Annotated in this window: 26 protein-coding genes and 1 pseudogene; 9 read left to right on the top strand and 18 right to left on the bottom strand. The window is 43.0% G+C overall.

The genetic code is table 11. The features are described 5' to 3' along the window. Nucleotides 1-6 precede the first annotated feature (6 nt). Nucleotides 7-567 carry an aminoacyl-tRNA hydrolase gene (pth, locus tag IGI76_RS15480; RefSeq protein ID WP_005230721.1) on the bottom strand — a complete coding sequence of 187 codons (561 nt, stop codon included), beginning with the start codon at nucleotides 565-567 and terminating at the stop codon, nucleotides 7-9. Between the two features lie 355 nt (nucleotides 568-922). Here pth and IGI76_RS15485 point away from each other — a divergent pair, with 355 nt between their 5' ends. Both IGI76_RS15485 and IGI76_RS15490 read left to right on the top strand, forming a co-directional pair. Further along, nucleotides 923-1,906: an L-lactate dehydrogenase gene (locus IGI76_RS15485; RefSeq protein WP_005230720.1), complete on the top strand. Its 984-nt coding sequence runs from the start codon at nucleotides 923-925 to the stop codon at nucleotides 1,904-1,906. Nucleotides 1,907-2,190: 284 nt separating this feature from the next. Then, nucleotides 2,191-3,588, top strand: coding sequence for a L,D-transpeptidase family protein (locus tag IGI76_RS15490; protein ID WP_333718809.1), 1,398 nt, complete (start codon nucleotides 2,191-2,193; stop codon nucleotides 3,586-3,588). Between the two features lie 72 nt (nucleotides 3,589-3,660). Here IGI76_RS15490 and IGI76_RS15495 read toward each other — a convergent pair whose 3' ends face one another. Beyond that, complete coding sequence (locus IGI76_RS15495; RefSeq protein WP_201705159.1) at nucleotides 3,661-4,962, bottom strand: ISL3 family transposase; 1,302 nt, start codon at nucleotides 4,960-4,962, stop codon at nucleotides 3,661-3,663. Between the two features lie 292 nt (nucleotides 4,963-5,254). Here IGI76_RS15495 and IGI76_RS15500 point away from each other — a divergent pair, with 292 nt between their 5' ends. After that, nucleotides 5,255-5,554, top strand: a complete 300-nt coding sequence (locus IGI76_RS15500; RefSeq protein WP_118214633.1) for a hypothetical protein — start codon at nucleotides 5,255-5,257, stop codon at nucleotides 5,552-5,554. 63 nt (nucleotides 5,555-5,617) lie between these two features. Here IGI76_RS15500 and IGI76_RS15505 read toward each other — a convergent pair whose 3' ends face one another. Next, entirely contained in the window at nucleotides 5,618-5,986 is a 369-nt protein-coding gene (locus IGI76_RS15505) for a winged helix-turn-helix transcriptional regulator (protein WP_016608452.1), read from the bottom strand. A gap of 97 nt (nucleotides 5,987-6,083) precedes the next feature. Between IGI76_RS15505 and IGI76_RS15510 the strand changes: the two genes are divergently transcribed. The 3 genes from IGI76_RS15510 (at nucleotide 6,084) to IGI76_RS15520 (ending at nucleotide 7,974) form a co-directional block, all read left to right on the top strand. Then, nucleotides 6,084-6,962, top strand: coding sequence for an aldo/keto reductase (locus IGI76_RS15510; protein ID WP_375826770.1), 879 nt, complete (start codon nucleotides 6,084-6,086; stop codon nucleotides 6,960-6,962). 66 nt (nucleotides 6,963-7,028) lie between these two features. Beyond that, nucleotides 7,029-7,484: a VOC family protein gene (locus tag IGI76_RS15515; protein ID WP_311903638.1), complete on the top strand. Its 456-nt coding sequence runs from the start codon at nucleotides 7,029-7,031 to the stop codon at nucleotides 7,482-7,484. Between the two features lie 160 nt (nucleotides 7,485-7,644). Beyond that, complete coding sequence (locus IGI76_RS15520) at nucleotides 7,645-7,974, top strand: SdpI family protein (RefSeq protein ID WP_333718810.1); 330 nt, start codon at nucleotides 7,645-7,647, stop codon at nucleotides 7,972-7,974. 33 nt (nucleotides 7,975-8,007) lie between these two features. On the opposite strand, the gene IGI76_RS15525 is transcribed toward IGI76_RS15520, so the two are convergent. From IGI76_RS15525 to arcA, 8 genes are all read right to left on the bottom strand, one after another. Beyond that, nucleotides 8,008-8,703: a YoaK family protein gene (locus tag IGI76_RS15525; RefSeq protein WP_333718811.1), complete on the bottom strand. Its 696-nt coding sequence runs from the start codon at nucleotides 8,701-8,703 to the stop codon at nucleotides 8,008-8,010. A gap of 63 nt (nucleotides 8,704-8,766) precedes the next feature. Next, entirely contained in the window at nucleotides 8,767-9,279 is a 513-nt protein-coding gene (locus IGI76_RS15530; RefSeq protein ID WP_333718812.1) for a VanZ family protein, read from the bottom strand. 214 nt (nucleotides 9,280-9,493) lie between these two features. Continuing rightward, nucleotides 9,494-10,000 (bottom strand): arginine repressor, encoded by a 507-nt coding sequence (locus tag IGI76_RS15535; RefSeq protein WP_005230706.1) that lies wholly within the window; start codon nucleotides 9,998-10,000, stop codon nucleotides 9,494-9,496. 77 nt (nucleotides 10,001-10,077) lie between these two features. Beyond that, on the bottom strand, nucleotides 10,078-11,529 hold the full coding sequence (locus tag IGI76_RS15540) for a YfcC family protein (RefSeq protein ID WP_333718813.1): 1,452 nt from the start codon (nucleotides 11,527-11,529) through the stop codon (nucleotides 10,078-10,080). Nucleotides 11,530-11,592: 63 nt separating this feature from the next. Beyond that, a complete protein-coding gene (locus tag IGI76_RS15545; protein ID WP_016608457.1) occupies nucleotides 11,593-12,282 on the bottom strand; it encodes a Crp/Fnr family transcriptional regulator in 690 nt (229 codons plus the stop codon). Between the two features lie 41 nt (nucleotides 12,283-12,323). Next, complete coding sequence (gene arcC / locus IGI76_RS15550) at nucleotides 12,324-13,259, bottom strand: carbamate kinase (protein ID WP_005230702.1); 936 nt, start codon at nucleotides 13,257-13,259, stop codon at nucleotides 12,324-12,326. Between the two features lie 17 nt (nucleotides 13,260-13,276). After that, a complete protein-coding gene (argF, locus tag IGI76_RS15555; protein ID WP_333718814.1) occupies nucleotides 13,277-14,296 on the bottom strand; it encodes an ornithine carbamoyltransferase in 1,020 nt (339 codons plus the stop codon). Nucleotides 14,297-14,315: 19 nt separating this feature from the next. Then, nucleotides 14,316-15,539, bottom strand: coding sequence for an arginine deiminase (gene arcA, locus IGI76_RS15560; RefSeq protein ID WP_010748983.1), 1,224 nt, complete (start codon nucleotides 15,537-15,539; stop codon nucleotides 14,316-14,318). Between the two features lie 400 nt (nucleotides 15,540-15,939). Between arcA and IGI76_RS15565 the strand changes: the two genes are divergently transcribed. Further along, nucleotides 15,940-17,745 (top strand): M3 family oligoendopeptidase, encoded by a 1,806-nt coding sequence (locus IGI76_RS15565; RefSeq protein ID WP_010748984.1) that lies wholly within the window; start codon nucleotides 15,940-15,942, stop codon nucleotides 17,743-17,745. Between the two features lie 47 nt (nucleotides 17,746-17,792). Here the strand turns inward: IGI76_RS15565 and IGI76_RS15570 are convergent, their stop codons facing one another. From IGI76_RS15570 to IGI76_RS15595, 6 genes and pseudogenes are all read right to left on the bottom strand, one after another. After that, nucleotides 17,793-18,260 carry a TspO/MBR family protein gene (locus tag IGI76_RS15570; protein WP_010748985.1) on the bottom strand — a complete coding sequence of 156 codons (468 nt, stop codon included), beginning with the start codon at nucleotides 18,258-18,260 and terminating at the stop codon, nucleotides 17,793-17,795. Between the two features lie 244 nt (nucleotides 18,261-18,504). After that, nucleotides 18,505-19,590: a hypothetical protein gene (locus IGI76_RS15575; RefSeq protein ID WP_333718815.1), complete on the bottom strand. Its 1,086-nt coding sequence runs from the start codon at nucleotides 19,588-19,590 to the stop codon at nucleotides 18,505-18,507. A gap of 284 nt (nucleotides 19,591-19,874) precedes the next feature. Beyond that, entirely contained in the window at nucleotides 19,875-20,732 is an 858-nt protein-coding gene (locus IGI76_RS15580) for a glycosyltransferase family 8 protein (RefSeq protein ID WP_333718816.1), read from the bottom strand. An 8-nt stretch (nucleotides 20,733-20,740) separates the two neighbouring features. Continuing rightward, nucleotides 20,741-20,899, bottom strand: a complete 159-nt coding sequence (locus IGI76_RS15585; protein WP_438792265.1) for a hypothetical protein — start codon at nucleotides 20,897-20,899, stop codon at nucleotides 20,741-20,743. Between the two features lie 55 nt (nucleotides 20,900-20,954). Then, nucleotides 20,955-21,476, bottom strand: a complete 522-nt coding sequence (locus IGI76_RS15590) for an NADPH-dependent FMN reductase (RefSeq protein WP_201690511.1) — start codon at nucleotides 21,474-21,476, stop codon at nucleotides 20,955-20,957. 36 nt (nucleotides 21,477-21,512) lie between these two features. Beyond that, a pseudogene (locus IGI76_RS15595) lies at nucleotides 21,513-22,118 on the bottom strand (NADPH-dependent FMN reductase). Between the two features lie 201 nt (nucleotides 22,119-22,319). On the opposite strand from IGI76_RS15595, the gene IGI76_RS15600 reads away from it, so the two are divergent. Beyond that, nucleotides 22,320-23,156: a MarR family transcriptional regulator gene (locus IGI76_RS15600; RefSeq protein WP_333718817.1), complete on the top strand. Its 837-nt coding sequence runs from the start codon at nucleotides 22,320-22,322 to the stop codon at nucleotides 23,154-23,156. A gap of 59 nt (nucleotides 23,157-23,215) precedes the next feature. Then, complete coding sequence (locus IGI76_RS15605) at nucleotides 23,216-24,967, top strand: ABC transporter ATP-binding protein (RefSeq protein WP_142965276.1); 1,752 nt, start codon at nucleotides 23,216-23,218, stop codon at nucleotides 24,965-24,967. Between the two features lie 42 nt (nucleotides 24,968-25,009). Here IGI76_RS15605 and IGI76_RS15610 read toward each other — a convergent pair whose 3' ends face one another. Continuing rightward, complete coding sequence (locus IGI76_RS15610; RefSeq protein ID WP_074536479.1) at nucleotides 25,010-25,375, bottom strand: hypothetical protein; 366 nt, start codon at nucleotides 25,373-25,375, stop codon at nucleotides 25,010-25,012. Between the last annotated feature and the right edge of the window lie 80 nt (nucleotides 25,376-25,455).

Here is a 25,455-nt window from a genome sequence, read left to right on the forward strand (position 1 = left end):
CCCTCCTTAGTTAAATCGATTCATTGTGGCAAGAAAGTCGCCGTTGGTCAAGTAATCACTACTTGCCTCGACCGCTTTATCAATACTTTGTAAAACGATGGGCAGGTCGTCTTTTGCAAAAGGACTCAGGACATGATTGACCACGGTTTGTCCTGGACGTGGACGATCGATCCCGATTTTGATACGGTCAAAGACTGTTGAATCCAAATGAGCGATCAAACTCTTGATCCCATTGTGGCCACCTGCACTGCCTTTTTGGCGCAAACGAATTTTCCCTAATGCTAAATCGAGGTCATCATAGACCACCACTAGTTCTTCTTGGTAGATGCCAAAATAGGTCATCAACGGGCCTACCGCACGACCGGATTCATTCATGAAAGTTTGTGGTTTGACCAAAAGGATTTTTTCACCATTCAAGAAAAACTCTGCCACCTCTGCTTCAAAAGCCGACTTTTTAAAGGTTGCTTGGTACTTTTGTGCCAACGCATCCACTACCATAAAGCCAACATTATGTTTGGTTTTTTCATATTTTTTGCCAGGATTTCCCAAGCCTACAATCATTTTCATTTTTTATTTACGCTCCATTATTTCTAGTTTCAAGCTGATTCTTCATCTATTTTATCGGTTTTCTTATCCAAACACAAAATACTGGGCACACAAATGCGCCCAGTTCTTTTGCTTAGGTAATTATAACACGAAATGGACTGTTATGGTGGCACCCTCTTGCTCAGTTTTTATCTTTCTTAACGAATCTTAATAAAACCTTGATATATCTTCTTTTTGACGTAATAACAAAGAAAGCATTTACAACTGAAACAGCGATATTTTGTGTAATATTGTTGTGCAAATCACATGACAAACATACTTGAAAATGGTAGGATGATAGCGAGTAAAACAATTATGCGGAAGGAATGATACACAGATGACTGCAAAAACGAACAAAAAAGATCACCAAAAGGTAATTCTTGTTGGAGACGGTGCGGTTGGTTCTAGTTACGCGTTTGCGCTGGTGACCCAAAACATTGCGCAAGAAGTCGGAATCATTGATATAAATACAGCAAAAACAGAAGGCGACGCAATTGACTTGTCCCATGCTTTGGCATTTACTTCCCCTAAAAAAATCTATGCCGCTTCTTATGAAGATGCACATGATGCTGATTTAGTCGTTATTACTGCTGGTGCGCCTCAAAAACCAGGCGAAACCCGTTTAGACTTAGTTCATAAAAACTTGAAAATCAACCGTGAAGTAGTTACCCAAATCGTTGATTCAGGCTTTAACGGAATTTTCTTAGTTGCAGCAAACCCAGTCGATATTTTGACTTATTCTACTTGGAAATTCTCAGGCTTCCCGAAAGAACGCGTTATCGGTTCAGGTACCTCATTAGACTCTGCCCGTTTCCGTCAAGCATTGGCTGAATTGGTCGATGTCGATGCCCGTAACGTCCATGCCTATATCTTAGGGGAACACGGCGATTCAGAATTCCCTGTTTGGTCTCATGCCAACGTAGCTGGCCTACAAATCTATGAATGGGTCAAAAACAACCCAGACATCGATGAAGAAGCAATGGTCAACATTTTCTTCAGTGTTCGTGATGCAGCCTACACCATCATCGAGAAAAAAGGTGCGACCTTCTACGGGATTGCGGTAGCCTTAGCACGGATCACTCGTGCGATCTTAGACGATGAAAATGCTGTTCTCCCATTATCTGTGTACATGAACGGCGAATACGGCTTAAACGACTTGTACATCGGTGCGCCTGCAGTCATCAATGCTCAAGGGATTCAAAAAGTAATTGAGATCCCATTAACAGATGGTGAAAAAGACCGGATGGCCGCTTCAGCAAAACAATTAAAAGATATTCTTGATGAAGCTTTTGCAAAATTAGATGCGGAAGACAATCAATAATTTCTTTTCCCTCGTGTTAAATAGTCAATTTTAGTTAGTCAATTATGCGACTGAACGAATCCTCCAGCTCACTCTTTTTCAGAACCCTTTGATCAAGATGGCTTGCTGCCGATTCGTTCAGTTTTTTTATCGTAAGAAATGCGTTTCTACAGCTTGCCTAAAGATAGTTTAAGAATTTTCTATTTTTCATGGAAGTTTCATTTGCCATATTCGCTTTCCCGTGGGAATATGGTATGATTTAAGCGTTATTATCTATTATGCCATTAGAAAAAAGGAGTAGTTGAATGACTCGTTCAAACAAACATACTGACGCCAAGAATAATACGAAGAAAATTGTTCTGATCGTTGTGGCTGCTTTACTCGTCGTGATCGCTGGCGGCTATATCTACCGAAGTACATATTATGCAAACCGTTTTCTACCAAAGACTGAAATCGATGGGATCGACATCAGCAACAAAACCGTTGCCGAGGCCAACGCCCTGCTGCATGATCGCTATTCACAAGAAGCCATTACCATCAAAGATGGTGATAGCGAATGGAAAACAGTCAACCTTGCTCAATTTGGTTTGCAGACGGATTTCACCGATGAGCTGCAATCATTAAAAGATGAACAAAATCAGTGGAGCTGGGGAATGGCTTACGTTTCGGCTGCCGAAGAAAAAACACTAGACAATCTCTCAGTAGACCAAGACACCTTGACTAGCGAGACCAACACGATCCAAAAAGAACTCGAAACCTTAAATGAAGATCGTACCAAATCGGCTGATGCCACGTTGGAAAAAGGCGAAGACGGCTTTTCTATCAAACCAGAAGTTGACGGCGATGCCATCGATGTTGCCAAAGCAGTGGCAGACTTGCAAGAAGCCATCGTCAGCGGCGAAAAGGAATTGAATCTCGTTGATTATGTCACAAAACCAAGTGTGACCGCCGATGATCCAGACTTAACGAAAGAAATGGATTCGTTGAATAAAATCGCCAAAGTAACTGGCAATTATACGATCAACGGAAATACGTTTCAAATCCCAAGAGAAACGATCATGGATTGGCTCTCTTATAAAGATGGCAACACAACGATCGACGAAGACAAAGTACGAAGCTATGTCACATCGATCGGCCAACAATACAATACTAGCACCAATTCTTCGACCTTCAAAAGTACCAAGCAAGGCGAAGTGACCGTCCCAGCCGGTACTCTTAGCTGGACGATCCAAACCGATGCAGAAACAGAAGCATTGATCGAGGCGTTAAAAGCGGGCGAAGACTTCACCCGCACACCGATCGCTCAAGGAAGCACTGATGCAGGCAGCCCGCTGTTTGGCAACACCTATATCGAAGTTGATTTGAAAAACCAACACATGTGGTATTACAAAGACGGACAGCTTGTTCTTGAAACAGCCATAATTTCCGGAAAACCAGCCACACCAACACCAACTGGCGTCTTCTATGTCTGGAACAAAGAAGAAGATGCAACCTTGACTGGTGAAGATTATGCGTCCCCTGTTGATTACTGGATGCCCATCGATTGGACTGGTGTCGGTATCCATGATTCTGATTGGCAGACGGAATACGGTGGCGATCTTTGGAAAACCCGTGGTTCTCACGGCTGTATCAATACTCCGCCAGGCGTGATGAAAGAATTGTACAGCAAAGCCGAAGTCGGGACACCCGTGATCGTAATTTAAGCGAAAAAGAATGGCTCTTCGACATTTAGTGTTGGTAGAGAAAGATACAACTGAAAATTTAGTCATAACCAGTTAGGCAGAGTGCTTAACTGGTTTTTGTTTTACTTGGAAGATCAAGCCTTGAATGAGATAAATTCTTGCTCGAAAGTTATGGAAATTTCGATAGCCGTAGGCTACTCGTTTTATCACTTTTATCTTGTTGTTTGTTCCTTCTAATGCACCATTACTATACCTGGTTTTTAAAGCATATTGAATCCCTAATTTGTATTTATTTAAAAACGTCAGCTTCTTACAAAACCATTGTGGGAGGCGTTGATCTAAGCTGTTGATCGTATCGAAAAAGCTTTGGCTGTCCTTGTGTTTAAAGTGATAGAGGAGGAGCTGACAGGTCTCGTAAGCCCTTGTTAATTGCTCGTCATAACTCAAAAGCTCATCGACGATCGCTTTTTGCGTCATTGGTCTACGAAAGGATCGATCATATTGATAATTGGAACTATCCAGATCATAGGCATGTTTAAGGAGTAATTTCCAGAATCGCTTCAATCGTCGATACTTTGTCGGTTCCGTTTTTTGAAAGCTATTCATTGTTTTAATTCGCAACTGATTTAACGCACGAGTGATTTGTTGGACAATGTGAAAGCGATCGGTCACGATTTTGGCGTTTGGGAAGACCGCCTTTACAAGTTCAAAATAAGGGGCATTCATATCCATCACGACGTATTTCACGTTCGCTCGTGCTTTTCGAGTGAATTTAAGGAAATATGGTTTTAAGAAAGCCAGGCGACGATTCTCCAATACACCGATTAATTGCTGGGTCTGCCCATTCATAAAGACAAAACTCATTTTTCCACTGCAGGACTTCATCGATTTGAACTCGTCAAAACAAAGGACCGAAGGTAATGTATCAAAACGAGGATGATACGTTTTTAAACAGGTGTGCAGGACACGCAGAACGGTTACGTCAGAGACAAAATAGCGATCGGCAATTTCTTTTCTTGTTGTATTCTTCGCCAGTTCCAAGGCAATTTGAACCTTTAATTCCTTTGAAAGATAGCAGTTTTCATCCACCAAATTGGTCTGAGCGTTGAATGTCGACTGACATTCTTTACAGTAAAAGCGCGTACGTACCAAGCGTAATTCTGTTTTGATGTCTCGATAAGGCAAAAGTTGGACTTTTGTTTTATGTGAGCCATTCTTGATGATTCGTCCTTCATTTTTGATACCACATTTACGGCAATGGCTTGGTATATAGCTAAGTTTGGCATGGATAAGATTGGTGCGAAACCCCTCTTCTTCTATAGTCTCTAACCATTCTTCTTCGAAGAATAAATTTTCATCTGTTAAACCTAACAAGTTTCTAGTACAATGATCCATGGAGATATCCTTTCTTGGTGTGGTTTTGTTTTAGTCGACTAAATTCTACCAGTTAGGCTATCTCTTTTTCTATCTTTTTTTACAAAAAAAGTGTCAGTAGAAAATCCGTAGATTTTCCACCAACACTAAATATTGTAGAACCAAAAGAATCAAACCTTTTTATAGACGAACCAAAAGCTGCAAAAGAAAATTCTTTTGCGGCTTTTTTGTTGTCTCCCAAATGTTCCTATTTACAAAGAACGATTTAATTAATATACTTAATTAATCGTTTTAATTAATAAGGAGAATCATTTTGGAAAAAGTCGTTTTTATTGATCGTTCTACTTTAGCTGGAAGTCTGATTAAAATTTTCGCCCGCAACATCCAACTGCTGTCCGAGGATCAAATCAGTGTAACTGTTCTGCCACCAGAACGTCTGGCGAATTATCGTTTTGCGCAAGAAAAAATCGTTTTGGTCGATCCCTTGCTTTCTTTAACAGATCCGATGATCGAGCACGCCATCCCACCACGCATCAAGCGCCTTTCGTTTCCCGTCAATCATTACAGCGGGATGAATACTGAAGCCATTCTAGAATTGATCCAACAAGCATAACCTAAAAAAGCCGACGGAAACCAATGGTTTCTGCCGGCCTTTTCTCATGCCACTTGCCCTTTGCTAGACAATCGCTTCTTCTTGTTCTAACAAAGTAACTTGCTCTCCTTTGTCTTGCAGTGCAGCAACGTGCATCGTGCCCCACTGGCAAAGAGTATCCAATAAGCCGCCTAAGGTTTCTCCATATTCACTCAAGGAATACTCAACTTTAGGTGGTACTTGATTATAGGATTTGCGAGTAACGATGTCAGATTCTTCTAATTCCCGCAATTGCTGGGTCAACATTTTTTGACTGATGCCAGGGATCTTCCGCCGTAAATCACTGGGACGTAATGCCCCATGGCGCAAATTACAAAGAATGATTGGTTTCCATTTCCCGCCGATGACATCCATCGTTGCTTCAACACCGATATTATAAATTTTTTCTGCCATTTTTTTCACCTCATTACGCCTGATACCACACAAAGGTTACCAAAAGGTGGGTATCAAACAAAAAAGTACGTACTATACAGTATTACCACCTCATTATATGATGATACCAGAAAAAAATAAAGGAGATGTTTTTATGATCGAAAAATTATCAGATACCGTCACCCTGAACAACGGCAGCGAAATCCCCGGGTTGGGGTTAGGTGTCTTTCAAATCCCTGAAGCTGACACAGCAGAGGTCGTGAAGCAAGCGATTATCAATGGCTATCGCCTGATTGATACAGCAGCGATTTACGGCAATGAAACAGGAACAGGGGCAGGAATCAAACAAGGCTTACAAGAAACCGGGTTGGCTCGTGAAGAACTCTTTGTCACTTCCAAACTTTGGAACGATCATTTAACTTATGATGAAACGATCCACGCCTTCAATGAAAGTCTGGCCCGCTTAAACCTCGAGTATCTCGACTTGTACTTGATCCATTGGCCAGGAAATCAAGCATTTCAAGAGTCCTGGCGTGCCTTGGAAGACCTCTATGCGGCAGGAAAAATCAAAGCGATCGGGGTCAGCAACTTCCAGATCCATCATCTGGAGCAATTATTGGCCATTGCTAAGGTCGTTCCTGTTATCAATCAGATCGAGCTGCACCCCAAACTGACGCAACAAGACCTGCGGGCTTTTTGTGGCGAAAAAGCAATTGCGATCCAAGCTTGGTCGCCATTGATGCAAGGCAAACTGCTGAAAGATGACACCGTCTTGGCGATCGCCGATGCACAGCAAAAATCAGCGGCACAAGTGCTTTTGCGCTGGGCTATTCAACAAGGAATCTTAGTCAATGTCAAATCGACACACCCCGAGCGAATGATCGCCAATGCAGCGATTTTTGATTTCTATTTATCAGAAGCTGACATGGCCCGCTTGAACGCATTAAATGAAGACTTACGAGTGGGTCCAGATCCAGACACATTCGATTTTCATTAACCAAACGATATACTAAACAAAACCTTAGGAGGAAGTATAGTGACAAACAAAAACACAGGCTTTTCAATGGTTAACCATGTGGGAATCACCGTCAGCAATCTCGAACGTTCCATCCAATTTTATGAAGCATTAACGGGAAAGAAAATCGCCAATCAAGATACGATCGGCGGCAAACGCATGGCGCAAACGCAAGGATTAGAAGATACACTGATCAAATATGCCAATCTTCATTTAGACAATCTCAACATCGATCTTTTAGAATACGTCGAACCAAAATCCAACAAAGCTAGCTATTCCAATGAGCAAATCAGCGCGATGCATCTTTGTTTTGAAGTCGAAAATATTGATGAAGCCGTTGCTCGTCTAAAAGCCATTGGCGTTGAGCCTGACGGCACCCCCATCGTTTTTGAAGCACAAGACGGTTTGAAAAGCGGCTTTGGGACAGGCGTCGCCTACTTTACAGATCCAGACGGCACCAATCTTGAATTGATTGCACCAAAAGGCCCTTTTCAACGGGGATAAAAAAACGGATGGCGCTGCAAATCGCCATCCGTTTTTTTTGCTAGAAGCACGTATTTTTCGATTGTTCCCCTTCATAGAAGCGTTCATAGCGGATACAATAAGTATGTACTCATCTTTAGCGGCTTCACTTACTTATCCAACAAATCGCACGTGAAAGGTAGTGATCTCGATCGATATTGGACTTTTGTTGTTGATTTTTACGGGTATTTTTTTCATCGTCTTCTGGTGCTTTTACCGAGAAGAACCCAATTATGTATTCGGCTTTCGCACCAAGCGCAGTACAGCCAGTGTCAGCAATTGGCGTTTTGCCCAGCAGTGGTTCTCCCTGTTAGCGATGCTCTTTCTAGGCGGGGTCGTTTTATTGCAGCGCAACGAGCTGATCGCAGAGGCTTTTTACCAAGTAGCCGTTTTTGGCTGCTATCTTCTAGCAGCGCTACTCGTAGAAACGGCACTGTATCTCAAAGATTCACGCACAAGCACCAAAAAGTAAGACAAAAAAGACATTCCAGCGAATGTCTTTTTTCTATTGTTTATTTTGATGATGGATCGTGATCCCCAACACCAAGGCTAAAATCCCTGAAACCACCCAGATAGTGCGGTGGAATAAGAAAATCCCTAGCAAGCTGCTTAAGACTGCACCAAAAAAGAAGCCGCCGATGATCAAGGAAATAGAAATGATCTTGGGTGTCACTGATCGGTCCTTTTTAAACCAGCGCATGTACACATAATCAGCCAGTGAACGTAAGTTGCCAGTGGTCATCGTGGTGGCATAGGGCATCCCTGCCAATCGACGATAGGCGGCATATTGAATCGCTGCAAAAAAAGATAACCCCGAATCGATCATGACATTGGGTAATGATCGAGCAAAAAAGCCCAGAACCAAAATACCGATCGCTTCAAAGATCAATGCGGCATTTTGCCAAACGATCCAGCCCCCTGTCGGAAAATGATGCTGCAGATAATTCGTCACTACGATCCCCACTAAAAACATGAAGATTGGCGGCAGATATCGAAAGGCTTGTTCAAACTGCCCCGTCGAAAGATTGATCCCTAACAAAATGACATTCCCCGACTGCATACTTGCAAACACTTCCCCGTGAAACAAGTAGGTATACGCATCTAAAAAACCGCCCGCCATAGCAAGAAGAATCCCCACCGGCAAGCTTTCATGCACGACAAACTCCGATTTGCTTTTGACACTGCTCAATCTTTTTTCCATTGGTTTCGCCTCTTGTTTTTATACTTTCTGACAGCTTACTGCTTAAAAAACGTCGACAACTCGTTACCTTCGGCGTTTAGGTGACTTTTTCGATAGCTGACAAATCAACCACCCCAAAAGAACGGCGGTCAGTGCTCCAGCTGAATCCAGCATGACATCTTGAAAAAGCGGCGTCCGTCCTCCCGTCAGCATTTGATGGTATTCATCGATCCCAGCGTAGCCGGTGGCTGCCAACCAAGCAAAAAAAGCGGCTAGCCAAAAAGGCTGTTTTCGCAAACTAAGCGTTAAGAACAAACTGCCCCCTAGGACAAAATAAGTGAAGAAATGCGCACCTTTGCGAATGAAAAATTCCACAAATGAGAAATAGCCTTTTTCCGCAATACTGATCTCCGACCCAGCATAGGAAAAAGAGATCGTCTCCAACCAATCTTTCAATGGTTCATTTTTTAAGATTCGTGAAAGCAACCCGATTTGTGATTGCTGCTCATAGGTTTGTGAAGAGCTGATAAAGAGGATGACCATTACCGCAATTGCGATACAAAAGTAAAAGTTCGGTTCTTTCAGTAATTTTTTCATAGTTTTCACTCCTCATTTTCCTATCTTACCATTTTCATTTGGTGATGCAACTGTTTTTCCAGCAAACCGTGGAGACATTGCACACACAAAAAGAGTGCTTCCATGAAGATTAGAAGCACTCTTTCTTTTTAAAAATAGCCATCGGTATGAAAAGCCGTCACCCGTTTGGTTGTGAGATTTTGGGGCTTGTGACGTTCAGCTCCTTCAACGATTCTCAGGGCTGTTTTGCGTTTTTTTCTCCAGTAAACAATGACGAACCCATCTCGTAGCCTTCTACATAATGATTCAACCGCTCGACGACCTCTGCTGCCGCTTCTTGTGACGGCGTGATGATCAATAAAATATCAAACCCTGCAATCGTGCCGACAATTTCTGGCAGTTCCATTTCATCAAGATAATTGGCGATCACGTCGGCGCCGTTTTCAGCCGTATGAACGACAACTAAAAAGTCAATCTGCGTAATCTTTTTTAGGTACTCATACATCGAAAACGCAATTCTGTCTTCTAGATCCTGCTCTTTGGATTCAAAGATCGAATAATACGGCCGGCCGTTTTTGGCATAGGTTTTAGCGATGTTCATTTCCCGCATGTCTCTAGAAATCGTGGCTTGGGTAGCTGAAACATTTTCTTTTTTTAATAAATTCATCAATTCTTCTTGAGACTCAATCCGATGTAGGACAAAGAGTTTTTTGATAATTGCTTGTCGCTCTTTTTTTTTCATTTACTTGATCCGCTCCTCTCAAGTCGCCTCGCTTACTGAAATAGTTGATCCGTCTCGTTCACTTCTTGAAACGTAGCTTACAAGAACAACATTGAGAAGATTAAAATGGCAAGATTGGAAATTCCGATAACCAGTAACGGTTTGCGCATAAAGCGAGTCCAAGTAGAATAGTTGACCCGCGCCAGCTCCAATCCGCCCATCACGACGCCAGAAGTTGGTGTGATCAAATTCACTAATCCGCAACCAGCAGTAAAGATCATGACCATGACGTTCGGATTGAGTCCGATGCTTTGCGCCAAGGCACTCATGATAGGGATCGATACATATGCCAGTCCTGAAGTCGATGGAATCAAGAACGATAAGAGCAGATACAAAATATAGGCGCCAATTACGAACAGGACAGGTGATAACCCTTCTAAAAGATGGGAAGCCCGATCCAAAATAAACAGATCCAAGTACGTCGTTTGCATAATGTAGGAAGCCCCCCGTGCCACAACGATGATCAAGACAACGGATAAAATGTCTTTGACCCCATCGATAAAGTTGGTCACGATTTCTTTTTCTGAGAATCCTTGAATCAATGCAATGATGATACTGATGTAGAAGAACCACATAGCCAAATCACCAAAATACCATTCACCGAAGCTATTACCGGTCAAAAAGGCGGTCCAACCGTCAAACACGTGGATATCAAAGTCGCCCCAAGGAATCAAGGAAACCACCATGATCACAAAGGATAAGCCAAAAATCGTCAAAATCAGGCGATGCTTTTGCGTAAACGCTAAGTCTTCGTTCGTATCTTTGACAAAATGTTCTTCCATTTCTTTTTGCTCTTGCAGCGATAAGATCGTGGAGCCTTTGTCGGCTTTAACTTTTTTGGCATAAGACATCACCACAAAGATACAATACGCGGTCGTGACTAGCCAAAGCAATGCGCCAACTACTAGGATCGTGCCATTATTCGGAGCAATATCGATGCTTCGTAAAGCATCCATTGCCACCCCTGTAGCAAAGGGATTAACGGTGGAGCCGATCACACCGGCACCCGCCCCCAACATGACGGTTCCTGCTGCGACGATCGTATCAAAGCCCGATGCCACCATTGTGATTGCTAATAAGGAATAGAACGGAATCGTTTCTTCCGCCATTCCATAAGTTGAGCCACCAATCGAAAACAACACCATCAAAATCGGGATCAAAATCAACTCGTTGCCTTTGAGTTTTTTGACCAAATGCTGAATACCAGCTTCTAAAGCGCCTGTTCGTGTGACAATATTCAAAAAGCCACCCAAACAAAGAATAAACACACAGATCTCGATCGCATCACGAAATCCGTTAAAAGGCGCCATAAAGAAATCAGAAAACTTGGCACCGACGACTTGGCTGACCATCTCTTCTTGCCCTGCTGGTAATGAAGGTGCAAAGGGCTGACCGGCTAGTAGCCAAGATGCGACCGTCAACGCAATAATGATCAGAAATAAGATACTGAACGATGTCAGCGACTTTTTTTCTTTTTGCTTTTTTTTCATCTTCGTTCCTCCTCTATTGAATCAATCTTAGGAGCAAATTGCCAACAGCTAGTCTGTCTGTGGTCAATTCGCAACATGGGAAAAATAATCTTTGTCATAAATAATGAGTTCTTTGTAACGATAATAAATCTTTCTTTTATGCACGAGCGCCTTGATGGCTTGACTGACCGTCTCTCGGGTCGTTCCACTGTATTTAGCGATATCATTGATAAAAACTGGAAAAGGAATGCGAATCTGCTCTCCTTGTGACTGTCCGTGCTCGATCATCAAGAGACCGATCGTATTGACGACTCTTGTCTGCGCGCTAGAGGTGACACAGTACTCCACTCGGCGTCTTTGCTTCTCCAACTGCTGGCTCATTTGCTGATTCAGCCACAGCAACTGACTTGTAGATGAAACAACCAGCGGTTCAAACAGCGACATCGCTGCAAACTGCACGACAATGTCTGTTGCAGCGAATGCCGATACATCATAGTTGTCTCTTTCAAACAAGCCAATCAAAGGAAATAACTGATCCGGCCCAACAAAATCTACATAACAATAGGAATCAGTTCCGTCGGTTTTTTCGATCCGTACGAGACCTTCGATCACATGGAATATCCGATCTCTTACGTCGCCTTCATAAAAAAGCACTTGGCCTTTTTTGTACGTACGGCAGTAAATATGCTCCTTCAATCGCTGTTGATTTTCTTCTTCCAGCCATTGAAAGCTATTCGCTCTTGTTGATGGATCTTTTATTTGGTAGTCGATCATTTCTCTCACTCCAATGTTTTGGACTTGCTTTGCTACTTCGCTTATTTCCAGGTGATCTGTGTACCAGCGTCTTCAATTTCTGCCAGCTTATCTAAGGAAGTAATCACTGCCCGTTTCTCTGTGCCCATTTTGACAAAATTCAAAGCTGCTTGTACTTTCGGTAACATGCTTCCCGGTGAAAAATGTCCTTCATCGACATAGGTTTCCAATTCAGCGGCGGTCACATGATCCAACCACTGCTCATTTTCCTTGCCAAAGTTCAAAGCGATTTTTTCCACGCCCGTCAAAATGATCAGCTGATCCGCATCGACTAAACGAGCCAATTTTTCAGAAGCAAAATCTTTATCGATCACGGCTTCAACCCCCAGCCCATTATCTAACACGGGAATGCCCCCGCCGCCTGCGCAAATAACGATCGTGTTTTGTTCAATCAGCGCCTTGATGCTGGCAACTTCTTGAATCGCTTGTGGCGCTGGACTGGCAACGACTTTCCGCCAACCACGACCAGCATCTTCACGATAGATGGCATCTGTTGCCGCCATGGCTTCTTTGGCAGCTGTTTCCGTTAAGAAAGGACCGATCGGTTTGGTCGGATGGGCAAATGCTGGATCTTGGGCATCGACTGTAATTTCCGTCACCACTGTCACTACCGGCTTAGCCATTTGAGCTTCTTTCAACTGGATTCTCAGCTCATTTTGTAACCAATAGCCAATACTGCCTTGCGTCATTGCCACACAGGTATCTAAAGGCATCGCTGGGTTTTTGCTAGAATCACTGGCTTGTTGCTGCAAAACCAAATTTCCCACTTGTGGCCCATTCCCATGGGTAATGATCAAATGAACGTCTTTTTGGATCAGGGGAATTAAATACTCGACGGTCTGTTTAAGCCGTTCTTTTTGCCCTTTGGCACTGGCATCATCTGCTAGGATAGCGTTGCCGCCAAGGGCGACAACGATCGTTGGTTTCTTTTCACTCATCTGCTCACTGCTCCTTCTTACACGCTAGGAATAAAGAGATCGCCTAAGGTTACTGCCATGATTGCTTTGATCGAGTGCATTCGGTTTTCAGCCTCTTCAAATTGACGGCCCCATTGACTGCGGAAAATGTCGTCTGTGATCTCCATTTCAGAAATGCCGAATTTTTCTTCAATCATTTTTCCATACGTCGTATTCGTATCATGGAACGCTGGCAAGCAGTGAAGCACGATCAAGCCATCGTCTTGTTTTCCAGTCGCCATTACCATTTCGCGGTTGATTTGGTAATCTTTCAACAGCTTCACCCGTTCTTCAAACTGGTCTTCTTCCCCCATTGAAACCCAAACATCGGTATACAGAACATCGGCATCTTTGACGCCTCTTTGAATATCGTCTGTTACCATCAGCTGACTGCCAGATTCTTTGGCAAATTTGTTGGCATAGTCTGTCACTTCTTCAGCTGGGAAAAGTTCTTTTGGTGCACAGATGCGAACATTGACACCTAAAATCGCCCCCGTCACTAACAAACTATTCGCCATATTGTTTCGGCCATCGCCCACATAGACTAACGTAATATTTTCTAATGTACCGAAGTTTTCTTTGATCGTCATGAAGTCAGCGATCATTTGGGTTGGATGCCATTCATCGGTCAAGCCATTCCAAACAGGAACGCCAGAGAATTTGGCTAAATCTTCAACGACTTGTTGGCTGAACCCGCGGAACTCAATGCCATCAAACATACTGCCTAAAACTCTGGCGGTATCTTCAACGGATTCTTTTTTGCCTAGCTGGATATCATTCGCACCTAAAAATTCTGGATGGGCACCAAGATCGATGGCAGCCGTCGTAAATGCCGCCCGTGTCCGAGTCGACGTTTTTTCAAATAAGAGGGCGATGTTCTTGCCTTCCAAATAGCGATGAGAAATATTTTGCTTTTTCAACTGTTTCAAATAGATGGAAAAATCAATAAGGTATTCTAACTCGGCTTTCGTAAAATCTTTTTCTGCTAAGAAGCTTCTTCCTTTAAATACTTGTTTCATTAGTAATTCCTCCTCTAGATTAAATATCTTCTCTGATAAATGGCATGCTCATGCAGCGAGGGCCGCCACGGCCGCGAACCAATTCACTGCCGGAGATTTTATGCAATTTGATGCCGGCTTCAGTTAACTTTTGATTGGTGATCGTGTTACGGTCATAGACCACGACTTCACCAGGTGCGATCGTCAAGGTATTGGAACCGTCATTCCATTGTTCCCGAGCTGCAGCGACCAAATCGTTCCCCCCACAGCGAATCAATTCCACTGCATCTAATTCTAAGTAGCGGCACAAAATGTTTTCTAACGTATCTTTTTCTTCTTTGATGGTTACGCCATCCCCGTCACGTGAGATTGAATAAACGGTCAGTTCTCCTTCAATTTCTGGATGGATCGTAAATTTGTCATAATCAACCATTGTAAATACCGTATCTAAATGCATGAATTTGCGTTCTTGACCAATATCAAAAGCTAAGACGTACTCAAAACTTGGTTCATGTTGGAACACATTACGAGCCAACTGTTCAATGGAAGTGGCATCTGTTCGTTGGGAGATCCCGATCGCTAACACTCGTTTTGACAGAACCAATTCATCGCCACCTTCAATTCGTGTTGGCTGATCACGGTCATAAAGCAAGTGCGGTGGCTGTTGTTGGAACATTGGATGATGAGCAAAAATGTATTTGCCATACAACGTTTCACGACGTCTTGTTTCTGAATACATGCGATTCAAGGAAACCCCGTTACCGATCGTCGCAAACGGATCACGAGTGAAATACAAATTCGGCATTGGATCGATCAAAAACGGATACTGGTCATCCACAGCACCAGCTAAGCTTTGACTATGGGGCAATTTCAGTTCATTTTTCGCTAGACCTGCCATCGTTTTATCGATGAATTGACGGTTATCTTCAAAAGATAAGAAATAATCGGTAATTTCAGCAATGATTTCTGGGCTTTGTAACGTTGTTTCTTCTAAATATTCCTTGATAAACTGCTCTTTGATTTCTTGACTAGTTAACGCTTCTGCTGCTAAATCTTCTAAATACAACACCTCCACATTATTATTACGCAATACATCGGCAAATTGATCATGTTCAGCCCTTGCTTGTTCCAAAAAGGGAATATCATCAAATAACAAGCGATTTAAATGATCAGGCACGAGGTTTTCTAATTCTCGACCAGGGCGATGGAGCATGACTTGCTTCAAGCGGCCGATTTCTGAAAAAACATGAATAGCATTTGACATTTCTTTACATCCTCCTTTGTTTTGATTACGCCTACATAGTACAAGAATGTATGCGCTTACCAAGCGACGTATTTCGCCTTCATTATGCAAAGCATTTGTCATTATGCAATAAAGAGTGAATATCTTCTTGCGAGCGTTTTTTTACTCGTTGTTATTTTTTTTTATGTAATATTTATTCAGCAATTTTTAAATAAGAATTTGATGAGAATCAAAAAATGATCGATTTTGTTCTTTTCTTTGATTTTGACCTCCCGGCCCAATGCAGGCAAAGCTTACGAAAGAAAAGAACTTTTTCAACCAATAGCTTTCCTTTTTCGATTAAAAAAATCCGATGGTTGCGACTAAATGTGGCTATGCTATACTTAATAAGATCGTAGGAAAAGAAAGGGGTTTGATAGGAATGACCTATTCAATCAATTGGGATCTAGAAACAATTTTTCCAGGAGGCAGTGATTCTGTTCAATTAAAAGAACGCATGAGCCAGCTGGAAGAAGAAATCAAAACTTACCGCGAAAAAGTTGACGCTTGGGCACCAAACGCTACAGACAATGCGACAAAATTAGAGGAATTAATCGAACTTTCTGGCACAATCAATCAGGGATTTTCACAATGTGGCAGCTTTATCAATGCCTTGCTTTCAGCGAATGTCAACGACAGCAAAGCCAAAATCCTGACCGGCGACCTCTACGCAAAACTGCCAGCATTGCAAGCAGCACAAACCGTTTTCTCGAAAAAATTGACAGAAATTTCTGAGGATGATTGGACTGCGTTACTTACCGCGGAAAACTTAGCACCAATCGCCTTTCGTCTAAGCGAGATTCGTCGCGACGGCAAAGAATTGTTATCTGAAGCAGAAGAAACCATCATCAACACGTTAAATTTAGATGGCTTAAATGCTTGGAGCCAACATTACGATACGATCGTTGCCTCGATCGAAATTCCTTTCCTTCAAGAAGACGGCACGACGATCAACTTGTCCGCTGGTCAAGCCTTCAATAAAATGATGGGTGATCCAGATCCAGAAGTTCGTGCACGTTTATTTGACACTTGGGAAAAGACTTGGGCAGAAAAAGAAGACCTCTTTGCAGATACCTTGAACCATTTAGACGGCTTCCGCCTTTCTACCTTCAAGCTTCACGGGGTCACTGATTACTTGAAAGAACCATTAGAATACAATCGTCTGCAAAAAGCGACATTGGATGCTATGTGGGGCACGATCCAAAAGAACAAACAGCCGATCGTTGATTTCTTGACCCGCAAAGCCCAGCTTTTCGGCAAAGAAAAAATGGAATGGCAAGATCAAGATGCGCCGATCATCCTTGGGGACATGGAAGAAAGAACCTACACCTTTGATGAAGCAGCTGACTTTATTTTGACCAACTTCCGTAAGTTCAGTCCGAAAATGGCTGACTTTGCCCAAGTTGCTTTTGAAAAAAGCTGGATCGAAGCAGAAGATCGTCCTGGCAAACGTCCTGGCGGCTATTGCACCAGCTTGCCAGAAACCAAAGAGTCACGTATTTTCATGACCTACAGCAATTCAGTCAACGAAGTAGCGACGCTTGCCCATGAGTTAGGTCACGCGTTTCATAGCAGCGTTCTTTGGGAGCTACCAGAATTAAACCGCAACTATGCCATGAACGTTGCCGAAACAGCAAGTACCTTTGCTGAATTGATCGTTGCTGATGCAACCCTCAAAGAAGCGACAACGAAGGAAGAAAAAATCAATCTATTGGATGCCAAAATGCAAAATGCGATCGCGATGTTCATGAACATCCATGCACGCTTTATTTTTGAAAACAGCTTCTACCAAGCCCGTCAAAACGGCTTAGTTTCAGCGGAGCAAATCACGGAAATGATGACAGCGGCGCAAAAAGAAAGCTATGCGGATGGGTTAGCGACTTATCATCCACATTTCTGGGCAGCCAAATTGCACTTCTTTATTGATGATGTGCCATTCTACAACTTCCCTTACACCTTTGGTTACCTCTTTAGCATGGGGATCTATGCGTATGCCAATGAAAAAGGGTCTAGCTTTGAAGAAGAATACATTGCTTTATTGCAAGATACTGCTTCAATGACGACGGAAGAACTGGCGCAAAAACACCTTGGTGTTGATTTAACAAAACCAGACTTCTGGCAAGCAGGGATCGATATGGTCCTAAAAGATGTTGCCAGCTTTATGGAATTGACTGAAGACTATATCTAAAAGAAAAAACCCTCTTCCAACACGACGCTTGGAAGAGGTTTTTTCTATCAGGCATTCAATAAAGTTAAGCCAATCGTTAAGTAGCCTGCGTACAGACACCAAATCAAATAAGGAATAAACAAGTACATTGCTTTTTTGTCGATGCGAGCAAAGAGGATCATACAAATAATCACTGATAGGACTAACAAGACAATAATGACCGTTCCTGCCCAGTAAGCATTCCAGCCAAAGAAAACGATACTCCACAAGAAGTTTAGTACTTGCTGGATTGCAAAGAAGATATAGGCATTCTTTTTAAGCGCTGGATTGACTTTGGCTACGATCAACAGATACAACGCTGTTCCCATAAAGGCATACAAAATCGTCCAAACGATCCCAATGATCCCACCAGGAGGGGCTAAAAAGGGTTTTTCCATTTGCGCATACGTTCCAGCGATGTCTCCTGCAAACAAACTCGAGATGATTCCTGTTGCTTCGATGCCGATCACACAGACCAGCCAAATCAAAAATTTCATGTTCTCCACTCCTTCTTTTTTTCATGACTCTCTCATTTAATCGTACCATCGAATCGAAAAAAAGCAGAATAGAACGCTTAAAAAAAGAAACGCCCGTGCGGACGTTTCTTTCTTGTTCCTTGCAATTTATGCTGCTTGCTCCCCTTCTTGGGCTTCTTGCTTGACTAGTCCTGCATCATAGGAACGAGCGAATGGGAAGTAGATCAAGAAGGCCGCTTTACGTAACTACAACGAGTTCGACTTCCTAATCTTCAACTTCCGTATAGCCGTAGCCCTCATATAATTGAATGACTGACTCTAACGAATAGGTGGAATCTTTCGTGTCTTTGATGGTTACCAAATCTGCGACATTCACTCGGTTCTCTTCATCAAGATATAAATCTGAAAAACCAATAATTGCAGTGTATTCTTTTTTAAGTTTCCCTTCTGTTCCTCCAGAGTACTCTTTTATACTGAAAATCTTGATCAAATTACCATTGTTTGTAGTAGAACGATAACCAAATAAATTTTGACTGTCATTATCTTCTCTAGTGAATTGGCGATAAAGCAATTTTTCTTCCTTGATCTCATAACGAGTTCCAACTTCTTTATCAACCCACCAATCTTTATACGTGCGAGTAGTTTCTTCATCGATCATTCGCTTTATATCTTCTAAATTAGCAATATCTCCCGCCTTTTCAGCGACTTCGGCAAGTCCTTTTACTTCAAACCTTGGATCAAAACTGTCCTCTAACAGGTATCCATGTTGAACCAGCCGATCTTGCAATTCAGCCGATACTTCGATTTTTGCAGTATCGCCATTTTTAAATTCTCCATCTCCAACTAATTGGAAAGGAAGTCCACCTAGTTCATCAGGGAGCGTGTTGTCGATTTGCGCTTCTCCGCGGCCGCTTACCCCATTAAAGTTGACTACGAGGTGTTTTTCAACCTCCTCACTTGTCAGCCATTTCGGTTCATCAAGTCCTTCCACCGTCACTTCTTTTTCTCCGCCTGTCAGGTTTTTCACTTTAGTCAAATCAACAGAGACCAAGAGTTTGACAGTGTCGCCGTTTGACAGATCCAAGGAATTATCAAAAGATATTTCAAGTATATCTTCAAATTCCTCATTATCATAAACGTGCATATCGTCCTCAAATTCAATTTCTAGGTCATTTTCATATAAATAGGTATGTAACCGATCATAGTTGATTGAATAAGAAGCAAATCCTCGTGTATCTAATCCTTGAAATTCAACATCAATAAAATCTATCATATCAATATTGCTCTGAGCGCACCCTGCTAGTCCTAAAAAGCTAACCATTACAACCAATACCAAAACCAACCTTTTCATTTCTTCCTCCTTATTGTTCATAATAATAAATAAAAAATGGTTATAAATACTTTTTATGACCATTTTTCAAAAATTATACCACATGTATCTATGAACAGTTAAGAAAAAAACATCTTTTCGCCTTTTCTAGTTTCTGCTTTCCTCAGACAAATGAAAACTAGGTGATCGAATAAGACGATTTTCGAAAGTCAGACTAATTATGAACTCTTCGCTGCAAACTATCGATGCTGAAAAAAAGAGACGCAAAAAAGTGATGAAACAAGTATGCTCATCACTTTTTACATCTATAATCTTTGGTGTTTTTCACTTTGACTTGATCTGCCCTCTTCAAACTTCCGTCGTTCATTTTCCACATACTTGTATAGCGCCCCGTAGCGGCTGCGGTAGCCTTTTTTCCATGGTTTCTCTTTGCCGCAAAAATGTAACAAAACAGTATGCTCGATGACCCAATCCAAACTCCATTCCCCTAAACTGATCGTTTCATAGGTACGGTTTTTTCGTACGTCATAGTTGTAGAGCTGATCAGGGATCGCCAGCACCCGATCGCCGTACAACCCATTCAAAATGTCTTGATCTGGCAAAAAGAGGTTCAAATGATTTTTCTCAATGAACGCAGCGATCTCTGCTTCTTTGACCTCTTGCCGCAGCTGGTGCACATTCATCAGCAAGACACCTGAATTATAGTAGCCTTCCGACTCATAATTGCGCAACCGGACTTTATTGATGACTGTTGTTACTTCTGTCAGCTTAGAATGGCTGGCGGCGGCATACAGAAAATCCCCTAACGTCAGCTCATACAAGGGACGCAAATCATTGATGCACAAAATATCCGCATCCAGATACAAGATTTTTTCCACCTGCTGCGGCAAGTAATTTTGCGCCAACAGTCGATAGTAGATCGACTCTGGGTAGCGGTCACTAACTGGCGCGGTTTTAAAGATCGAACCAGAACCGATGATGACGGGATGATAGGTCATCGCCAATTTTTGACAAAAGGCCTCCAGCTCTACACCTTGTTTCAATTCTTTTTCTTGTAAGACATAGACATCGAAAGATGCTGCTGTCGTATGACGTTTGATTGAATATAACGTTGTTTTTAATTGTTCACTGAATCGATCATCAATCGCAAAAAGTAGATTCATGCTCTTGTTCACTCCTCTGTTACTGGCTGCACTCGTTGGGCAAAAAATCGAACGCAGTTGCCCGCAGCCTCTGTTCTTCTAGTATACCCGATTTTTGGTCTTTCTTTCAGTGAAACACCCTTGCCAGTCGAACCCTTGCTTGGCAGACGCCAAAAAAGCTGTTCCATCCATGGGATGAAACAGCACAGGATCGCTTATAAATGATTGTGTCTTGAAAACAGATCAGCGGATCGTTGCAAAAGCTTTTGACCACAACAACAATTCATCTAGCATGTCATTGACACCTGCAGCCATGTGCGCACCGGGTTTGAAGGTACTGAAATTTTCAAAATCAGTGAAGAGATTGAAGGCTGGGTTAGTCCGCACGGTGGCAACTTTTTGTTCAGCCAATACGTTGCGCAATTGTTCAGCGGCCCGAATCCCACCGCCAGAACCGTAGCTGACGATCCCAGCAGCTTTATCAAACCATTCTTCCCGAGCAGAATCTACGGCATTTTTCAAGGAAGCTGCAAAACCGTGGTTGTATTCTTGCACGATGAAGATATAGCCATCTAATTCAGAAATTTTTTTGTTCCATGCCAGGTTTGGCTCAGCCGTTCCCATAAACGGTAAATCAAATGCCTTTACATCAACGATCTCAAACTGATGCTCTGACCGTTGATTAGCAATTTCTTGAATATATGCTCCGACTTGCGGACTTACGCGTCCTTCTCTTGTACTGCCTAAAATAATACCAAATTTCATGATAGGTTCCTCCTAAGGTTGTCTTATTTTGTTTTCTTAACGATTGGCAAATGTGTCTGCCCAGTCCAATAATTCCGTCAACATGTCGTTCATTCCTGCAGTCATATGCTCGCCAGGGGTAAAGGTGGTAAAGTTTTCAAAATCAGTAAATAAGTTGAAGGCAGGATTGGTACGCACCGTGGCTACTTTTTGTTCCGCCAAAATCAAACGAACTTGCTCAGCGGCTCGAATCCCTCCTGCCGAACCATAGCTGACGATCGCTGCTGCTTTGTTGAACCATTCCTCGCGAGCGCTGTCCAACGCATTTTTCAAGGAAGCTGATATGCCATGATTGTATTCTTGTACGATGAAGAGGTAGCCGTCTAACTCAGCGATTTTTTCGTTCCACGCTTAGTTCACTTCACCTGTACCCATAAATGGCAAGTCATAGTCTTTGATATCAATGATTTCAAACGAGCGGTCGCTATGTGCGCGTGCTGTTTGTAACACGTAATTGGCTACTTGCGGACTCACGCGGCCTTCTCTCGTACTGCCAACGATGATCCCGATTTTTTGCGCTTTTTTCTTTTCCGGGGTGCGATAGACCTCTTTCATTACTTCTTTTTCAATTATTTGTTCTTTTTTCCCAAATCCAAAGACCATTCTTTTGTACTCCTTTTGTTGTGGTTTATTTAACGATGGACTCAGCATACCAAACTTACTTTTAGTAAGTCAATCATTCTGCTTACTTTTTGTTAGAAAAAAATCTCAGCTGCTTCTTATTGACATTCGTTCGGTACCGAACTATAATCAACTCATCGATATCGTTAGGTACCGAACGATAAACCAAAAGGAGTGTGCACCATGAGTACAATGACCGACCACTTAATGAAACAGCTTCGTTTTATCAGCGAAGCCAGCAATGCCTTTATGAGTCAAAACAACCAGCGCCTTTCGGGACAGCAACGTGTCCTGGCCGTTTTAAATTTAGAAGACGGCTTGGTGCAAAGTTATCTTGCAGAAGTCTTAGACCTGCGGCCAAGCTCTCTAGCGGAACTATTGAAGAAAATGGAAAATAGTGGCGATATTCAGCGCAAAGAAGATGCTGCTGACAAACGGATCAAACGAATCTATCTGACAGAAACTGGCCGAAAAAAAGCAGAAAAATTACTGGCACAAAAAGAAGCCACCAGCAGTCAGTCGTTTTTTGCTGGGCTCTCAGAGGAGGAACAAACCGAGTTTGCCCGTCTGCTTGAAAACATCGCCGCTGGGTGGGAGACGGACTTCCAACAGCAGGCACAACGCTTTATTGACCCAATGGATCGTTTGCAAGCCATGCAAGAGATTCGGGAAGAAATGATGAAGCAATGGGGCGGAAATTGGCAGGAAATGACGAATGACGAGCGCCGAAAAATGAGGCAACAAATGAAAGATACTTGGCAAGAAATGGGCGTTGATGAGCGACGCAAAATGAAAAAACAGATCAAGGAAGCCATGCGACAAATGCCGTTTCCTGGACATCGCGGCATGGTTGGCAATCGACCATTTGGACCATTTGATAATAGCGAGGCGAATGATCCACGGTACACATGGGTAAAAGGCAATTTTTTTGATGCCTACGGGTTTGGACAAGGCCGCAAAGCAAGACCGACTTCCACTTCTAAAGACGAAGCAGCCGAGGAGGATTGGCAGGATTTCTAATAACACCTAATTAAAAAGAAAAAGCGGTGAGCCATCTTGCTTGCTGCGGAGGAAAACGAATGGAAACAACGACACCAACAGTGAACAAAAACAAATTTAAAATGAAAGACTTTATCCACCTGATCGTCAGTGTCAATCCTAAGAAAGGCTTGTTTCTTTTAGGGATGCTCTTTAGCCTGATCACAAGTGCCGCCAGTTTGGTCGTGCCGCAGCTGACGAAAACGCTGGTCGATGCCAGCGGCACCCCCACGTTCAGCACCTCCATGCTGGTCGTTTTGATCCTAGCCTTTGTGCTGCAATTAGGTGTAGGGACTTTAGGCGGCTTTCTCTTGCGCTATGTGGGAGAAAGTGCTGTGAAAACGTTGCGGGAACGTCTTTGGAAACATCTGCTGCATTTGCCAGTCAGCTATTTTGATGACCACAAGTCGGGGGAAAGCAGTTCGCGACTCGTCAATGATACTTCCGTGATCAAAGAACTAGTCACCTCGCAATTTCCCAGCTTTGTCACTGGCTTGATCCAATTGGTCGGTTCGATGATCATCTTGTTTTTGATGGATTGGAAGATGGCGGCGATCATGTTTAGTGCGGTGCCTTTGATCACCTTGATCATGTGGCCGATCGGCAAGATCATGTCGAAACTAGGACGCCAGTTGCAAGCAGCGACCGCCGATTTCAATGCGGATGCCAGCGAAAAGCTCTCAGAGATCCGTTTGATCAAAGCCAGCAACGGAGAAGCCAGTGAACAAGAAAACGGTCGGCGCAACATTGGGGCAATTTTTACCCTCGGGGTCAAGGATGCGAAAGTCAGTGCGATTTTGCAGCCAATCATGACGACGGCCATGCTGGGCTTACTCGTAGGAATCCTCGGTTATGGCGCGATCCGTGTGCAAGCCGGCACCTTGACGAGTGGCGCATTGATCGCTTTTCTACTGTATCTCTTTAATATTATTGCGCCTGTGACGACGTTTGCGATGTTCTTTTCACAAGTCCAAAAAGCGATGGGTGCTACGGAACGGATCCAAGAAATTTTGGATACGCCGCTGGAGCCAATCCAGGCAGCACCCAAAGCCGCCATCGATGGCGCAGTCTTACGAGCAGAACAAATCGATTTCAGTTACGATCCCAAACGGCCGATTTTGCAAAACATTTCTTTTGAAGCCAAACCTAACACCGTGATTGCTTTTGCGGGACCAAGCGGCGGCGGAAAATCCACGATTTTTGCTTTACTGGAACGCTTTTATGAACCCACCAGCGGGCGCTTGCTGATTGGAGATCAGCCGATAGCTGATATTGATCTGCAAAACTGGCGGGCACAGATCGGCTATGTTTCCCAAGACAGTGCGGTCTTTGCTGGTACGATTCGGGAAAACTTGCAATACGGATTGGGCCGGACACTGTCAGAGGAGGAATTGTGGCAAGGACTGGCATTGGCTTATGCCGATCAGTTCGTCCAAGAGTTCCCCGAAAAACTAGAAACACAAATCGGCGAACGCGGCGTCAAACTATCTGGCGGGCAAAAACAACGGATCGCCATCGCTCGAGCATTCTTACGAGACCCCAAGCTGCTGATGCTAGATGAAGCGACCGCCAGCCTAGATTCTCAGTCAGAAGAAAAAGTCCAGCGGGCGTTGGATCATTTAATGGAAGGGCGCACGACATTAGTGATCGCTCATCGCTTATCGACCATCGTGGATGCTGACCAAATCTACTTTATAGAAAAAGGCACCATTACTGGTCAAGGTACCCATGCACAATTAATCAACAACCACCCGCTTTATGCCGCCTATGTCAATGAACAAATGATCAATTAAAGAATAAAAACTGCTTATTGACGGATAAGCAGTTTTTTTCTATTAGCCAACGGCTGAATGTTGCTTTTCTTCACGCGTTACAGGCACTTGATTTACTCGCTGTAATTCTTTCAGCACCTGATTTTCTGCCCGCAAAAAATCCCGCTCGCTTTGGGCAGTAGCAAGCTTTCCTTGATAGACTAAGACTTCTTCTTGGTAGGTTTTGGCGGTCTTTTGGACTTCTTCTTCTAACTGATCGATTTTATGGGTCAATTCTTGATTGATCTGTTCATATTTTAGGTAAAGCTTTTGGGCATTTTCGATATTCGTTTGTTCCAAATTCGCTTTGCTGGATACTCGGGTAGCCAAATAAGTAAGTACACCAGTAATGAGTGACGGCAAGACAACTGTTACGATCGATGTATCCATGATCCTCCCCCATTCTTTTTGATACAATTCATATCATCTATTTCCAGTATAAAAGATACGATTCGTATCGTCAACTGATG

The sequence above is a fragment of the Enterococcus sp. DIV2449a genome (assembly GCF_051711225.1).
GTDB lineage: Bacteria > Bacillota > Bacilli > Lactobacillales > Enterococcaceae > Enterococcus_D > Enterococcus_D casseliflavus.

Bases quoted from the DNA above. Each gene is read 5' to 3' on its own strand.
- IGI76_RS15585 (WP_438792265.1), bottom strand. From the start codon at position 20,899: ATGGAACAGCTTTTTTGGCGTCTGCCAAGCAAGGGTTCGACTGGCAAG.
- IGI76_RS15530 (WP_333718812.1), bottom strand. From the start codon at position 9,279: ATGAAAAAATTACTGAAAGAACCGAACTTTTACTTTTGTATCGCAATT.
- IGI76_RS15545 (WP_016608457.1), bottom strand. From the start codon at position 12,282: ATGATCGACTACCAAATAAAAGATCCATCAACAAGAGCGAATAGCTTT.
- IGI76_RS15510 (WP_375826770.1), top strand. From the start codon at position 6,084: ATGATGATACCAGAAAAAAATAAAGGAGATGTTTTTATGATCGAAAAA.
- IGI76_RS15575 (WP_333718815.1), bottom strand. From the start codon at position 19,590: ATGAAAAGGTTGGTTTTGGTATTGGTTGTAATGGTTAGCTTTTTAGGA.
- IGI76_RS15565 (WP_010748984.1), top strand. From the start codon at position 15,940: ATGACCTATTCAATCAATTGGGATCTAGAAACAATTTTTCCAGGAGGC.
- IGI76_RS15580 (WP_333718816.1), bottom strand. From the start codon at position 20,732: ATGAATCTACTTTTTGCGATTGATGATCGATTCAGTGAACAATTAAAA.
- IGI76_RS15540 (WP_333718813.1), bottom strand. From the start codon at position 11,529: ATGAAAAAAAAGCAAAAAGAAAAAAAGTCGCTGACATCGTTCAGTATC.
- argF (WP_333718814.1), bottom strand. From the start codon at position 14,296: ATGAAACAAGTATTTAAAGGAAGAAGCTTCTTAGCAGAAAAAGATTTT.
- IGI76_RS15495 (WP_201705159.1), bottom strand. From the start codon at position 4,962: ATGGATCATTGTACTAGAAACTTGTTAGGTTTAACAGATGAAAATTTA.
- IGI76_RS15590 (WP_201690511.1), bottom strand. From the start codon at position 21,476: ATGAAATTTGGTATTATTTTAGGCAGTACAAGAGAAGGACGCGTAAGT.
- arcC (WP_005230702.1), bottom strand. From the start codon at position 13,259: ATGAGTGAAAAGAAACCAACGATCGTTGTCGCCCTTGGCGGCAACGCT.
- IGI76_RS15505 (WP_016608452.1), bottom strand. From the start codon at position 5,986: ATGGCAGAAAAAATTTATAATATCGGTGTTGAAGCAACGATGGATGTC.
- IGI76_RS15490 (WP_333718809.1), top strand. From the start codon at position 2,191: ATGACTCGTTCAAACAAACATACTGACGCCAAGAATAATACGAAGAAA.
- IGI76_RS15515 (WP_311903638.1), top strand. From the start codon at position 7,029: ATGGTTAACCATGTGGGAATCACCGTCAGCAATCTCGAACGTTCCATC.
- IGI76_RS15535 (WP_005230706.1), bottom strand. From the start codon at position 10,000: ATGAAAAAAAAAGAGCGACAAGCAATTATCAAAAAACTCTTTGTCCTA.
- IGI76_RS15485 (WP_005230720.1), top strand. From the start codon at position 923: ATGACTGCAAAAACGAACAAAAAAGATCACCAAAAGGTAATTCTTGTT.
- IGI76_RS15605 (WP_142965276.1), top strand. From the start codon at position 23,216: ATGGAAACAACGACACCAACAGTGAACAAAAACAAATTTAAAATGAAA.
- IGI76_RS15600 (WP_333718817.1), top strand. From the start codon at position 22,320: ATGAGTACAATGACCGACCACTTAATGAAACAGCTTCGTTTTATCAGC.
- IGI76_RS15570 (WP_010748985.1), bottom strand. From the start codon at position 18,260: ATGAAATTTTTGATTTGGCTGGTCTGTGTGATCGGCATCGAAGCAACA.
- IGI76_RS15525 (WP_333718811.1), bottom strand. From the start codon at position 8,703: ATGGAAAAAAGATTGAGCAGTGTCAAAAGCAAATCGGAGTTTGTCGTG.
- pth (WP_005230721.1), bottom strand. From the start codon at position 567: ATGAAAATGATTGTAGGCTTGGGAAATCCTGGCAAAAAATATGAAAAA.
- arcA (WP_010748983.1), bottom strand. From the start codon at position 15,539: ATGTCAAATGCTATTCATGTTTTTTCAGAAATCGGCCGCTTGAAGCAA.
- IGI76_RS15610 (WP_074536479.1), bottom strand. From the start codon at position 25,375: ATGGATACATCGATCGTAACAGTTGTCTTGCCGTCACTCATTACTGGT.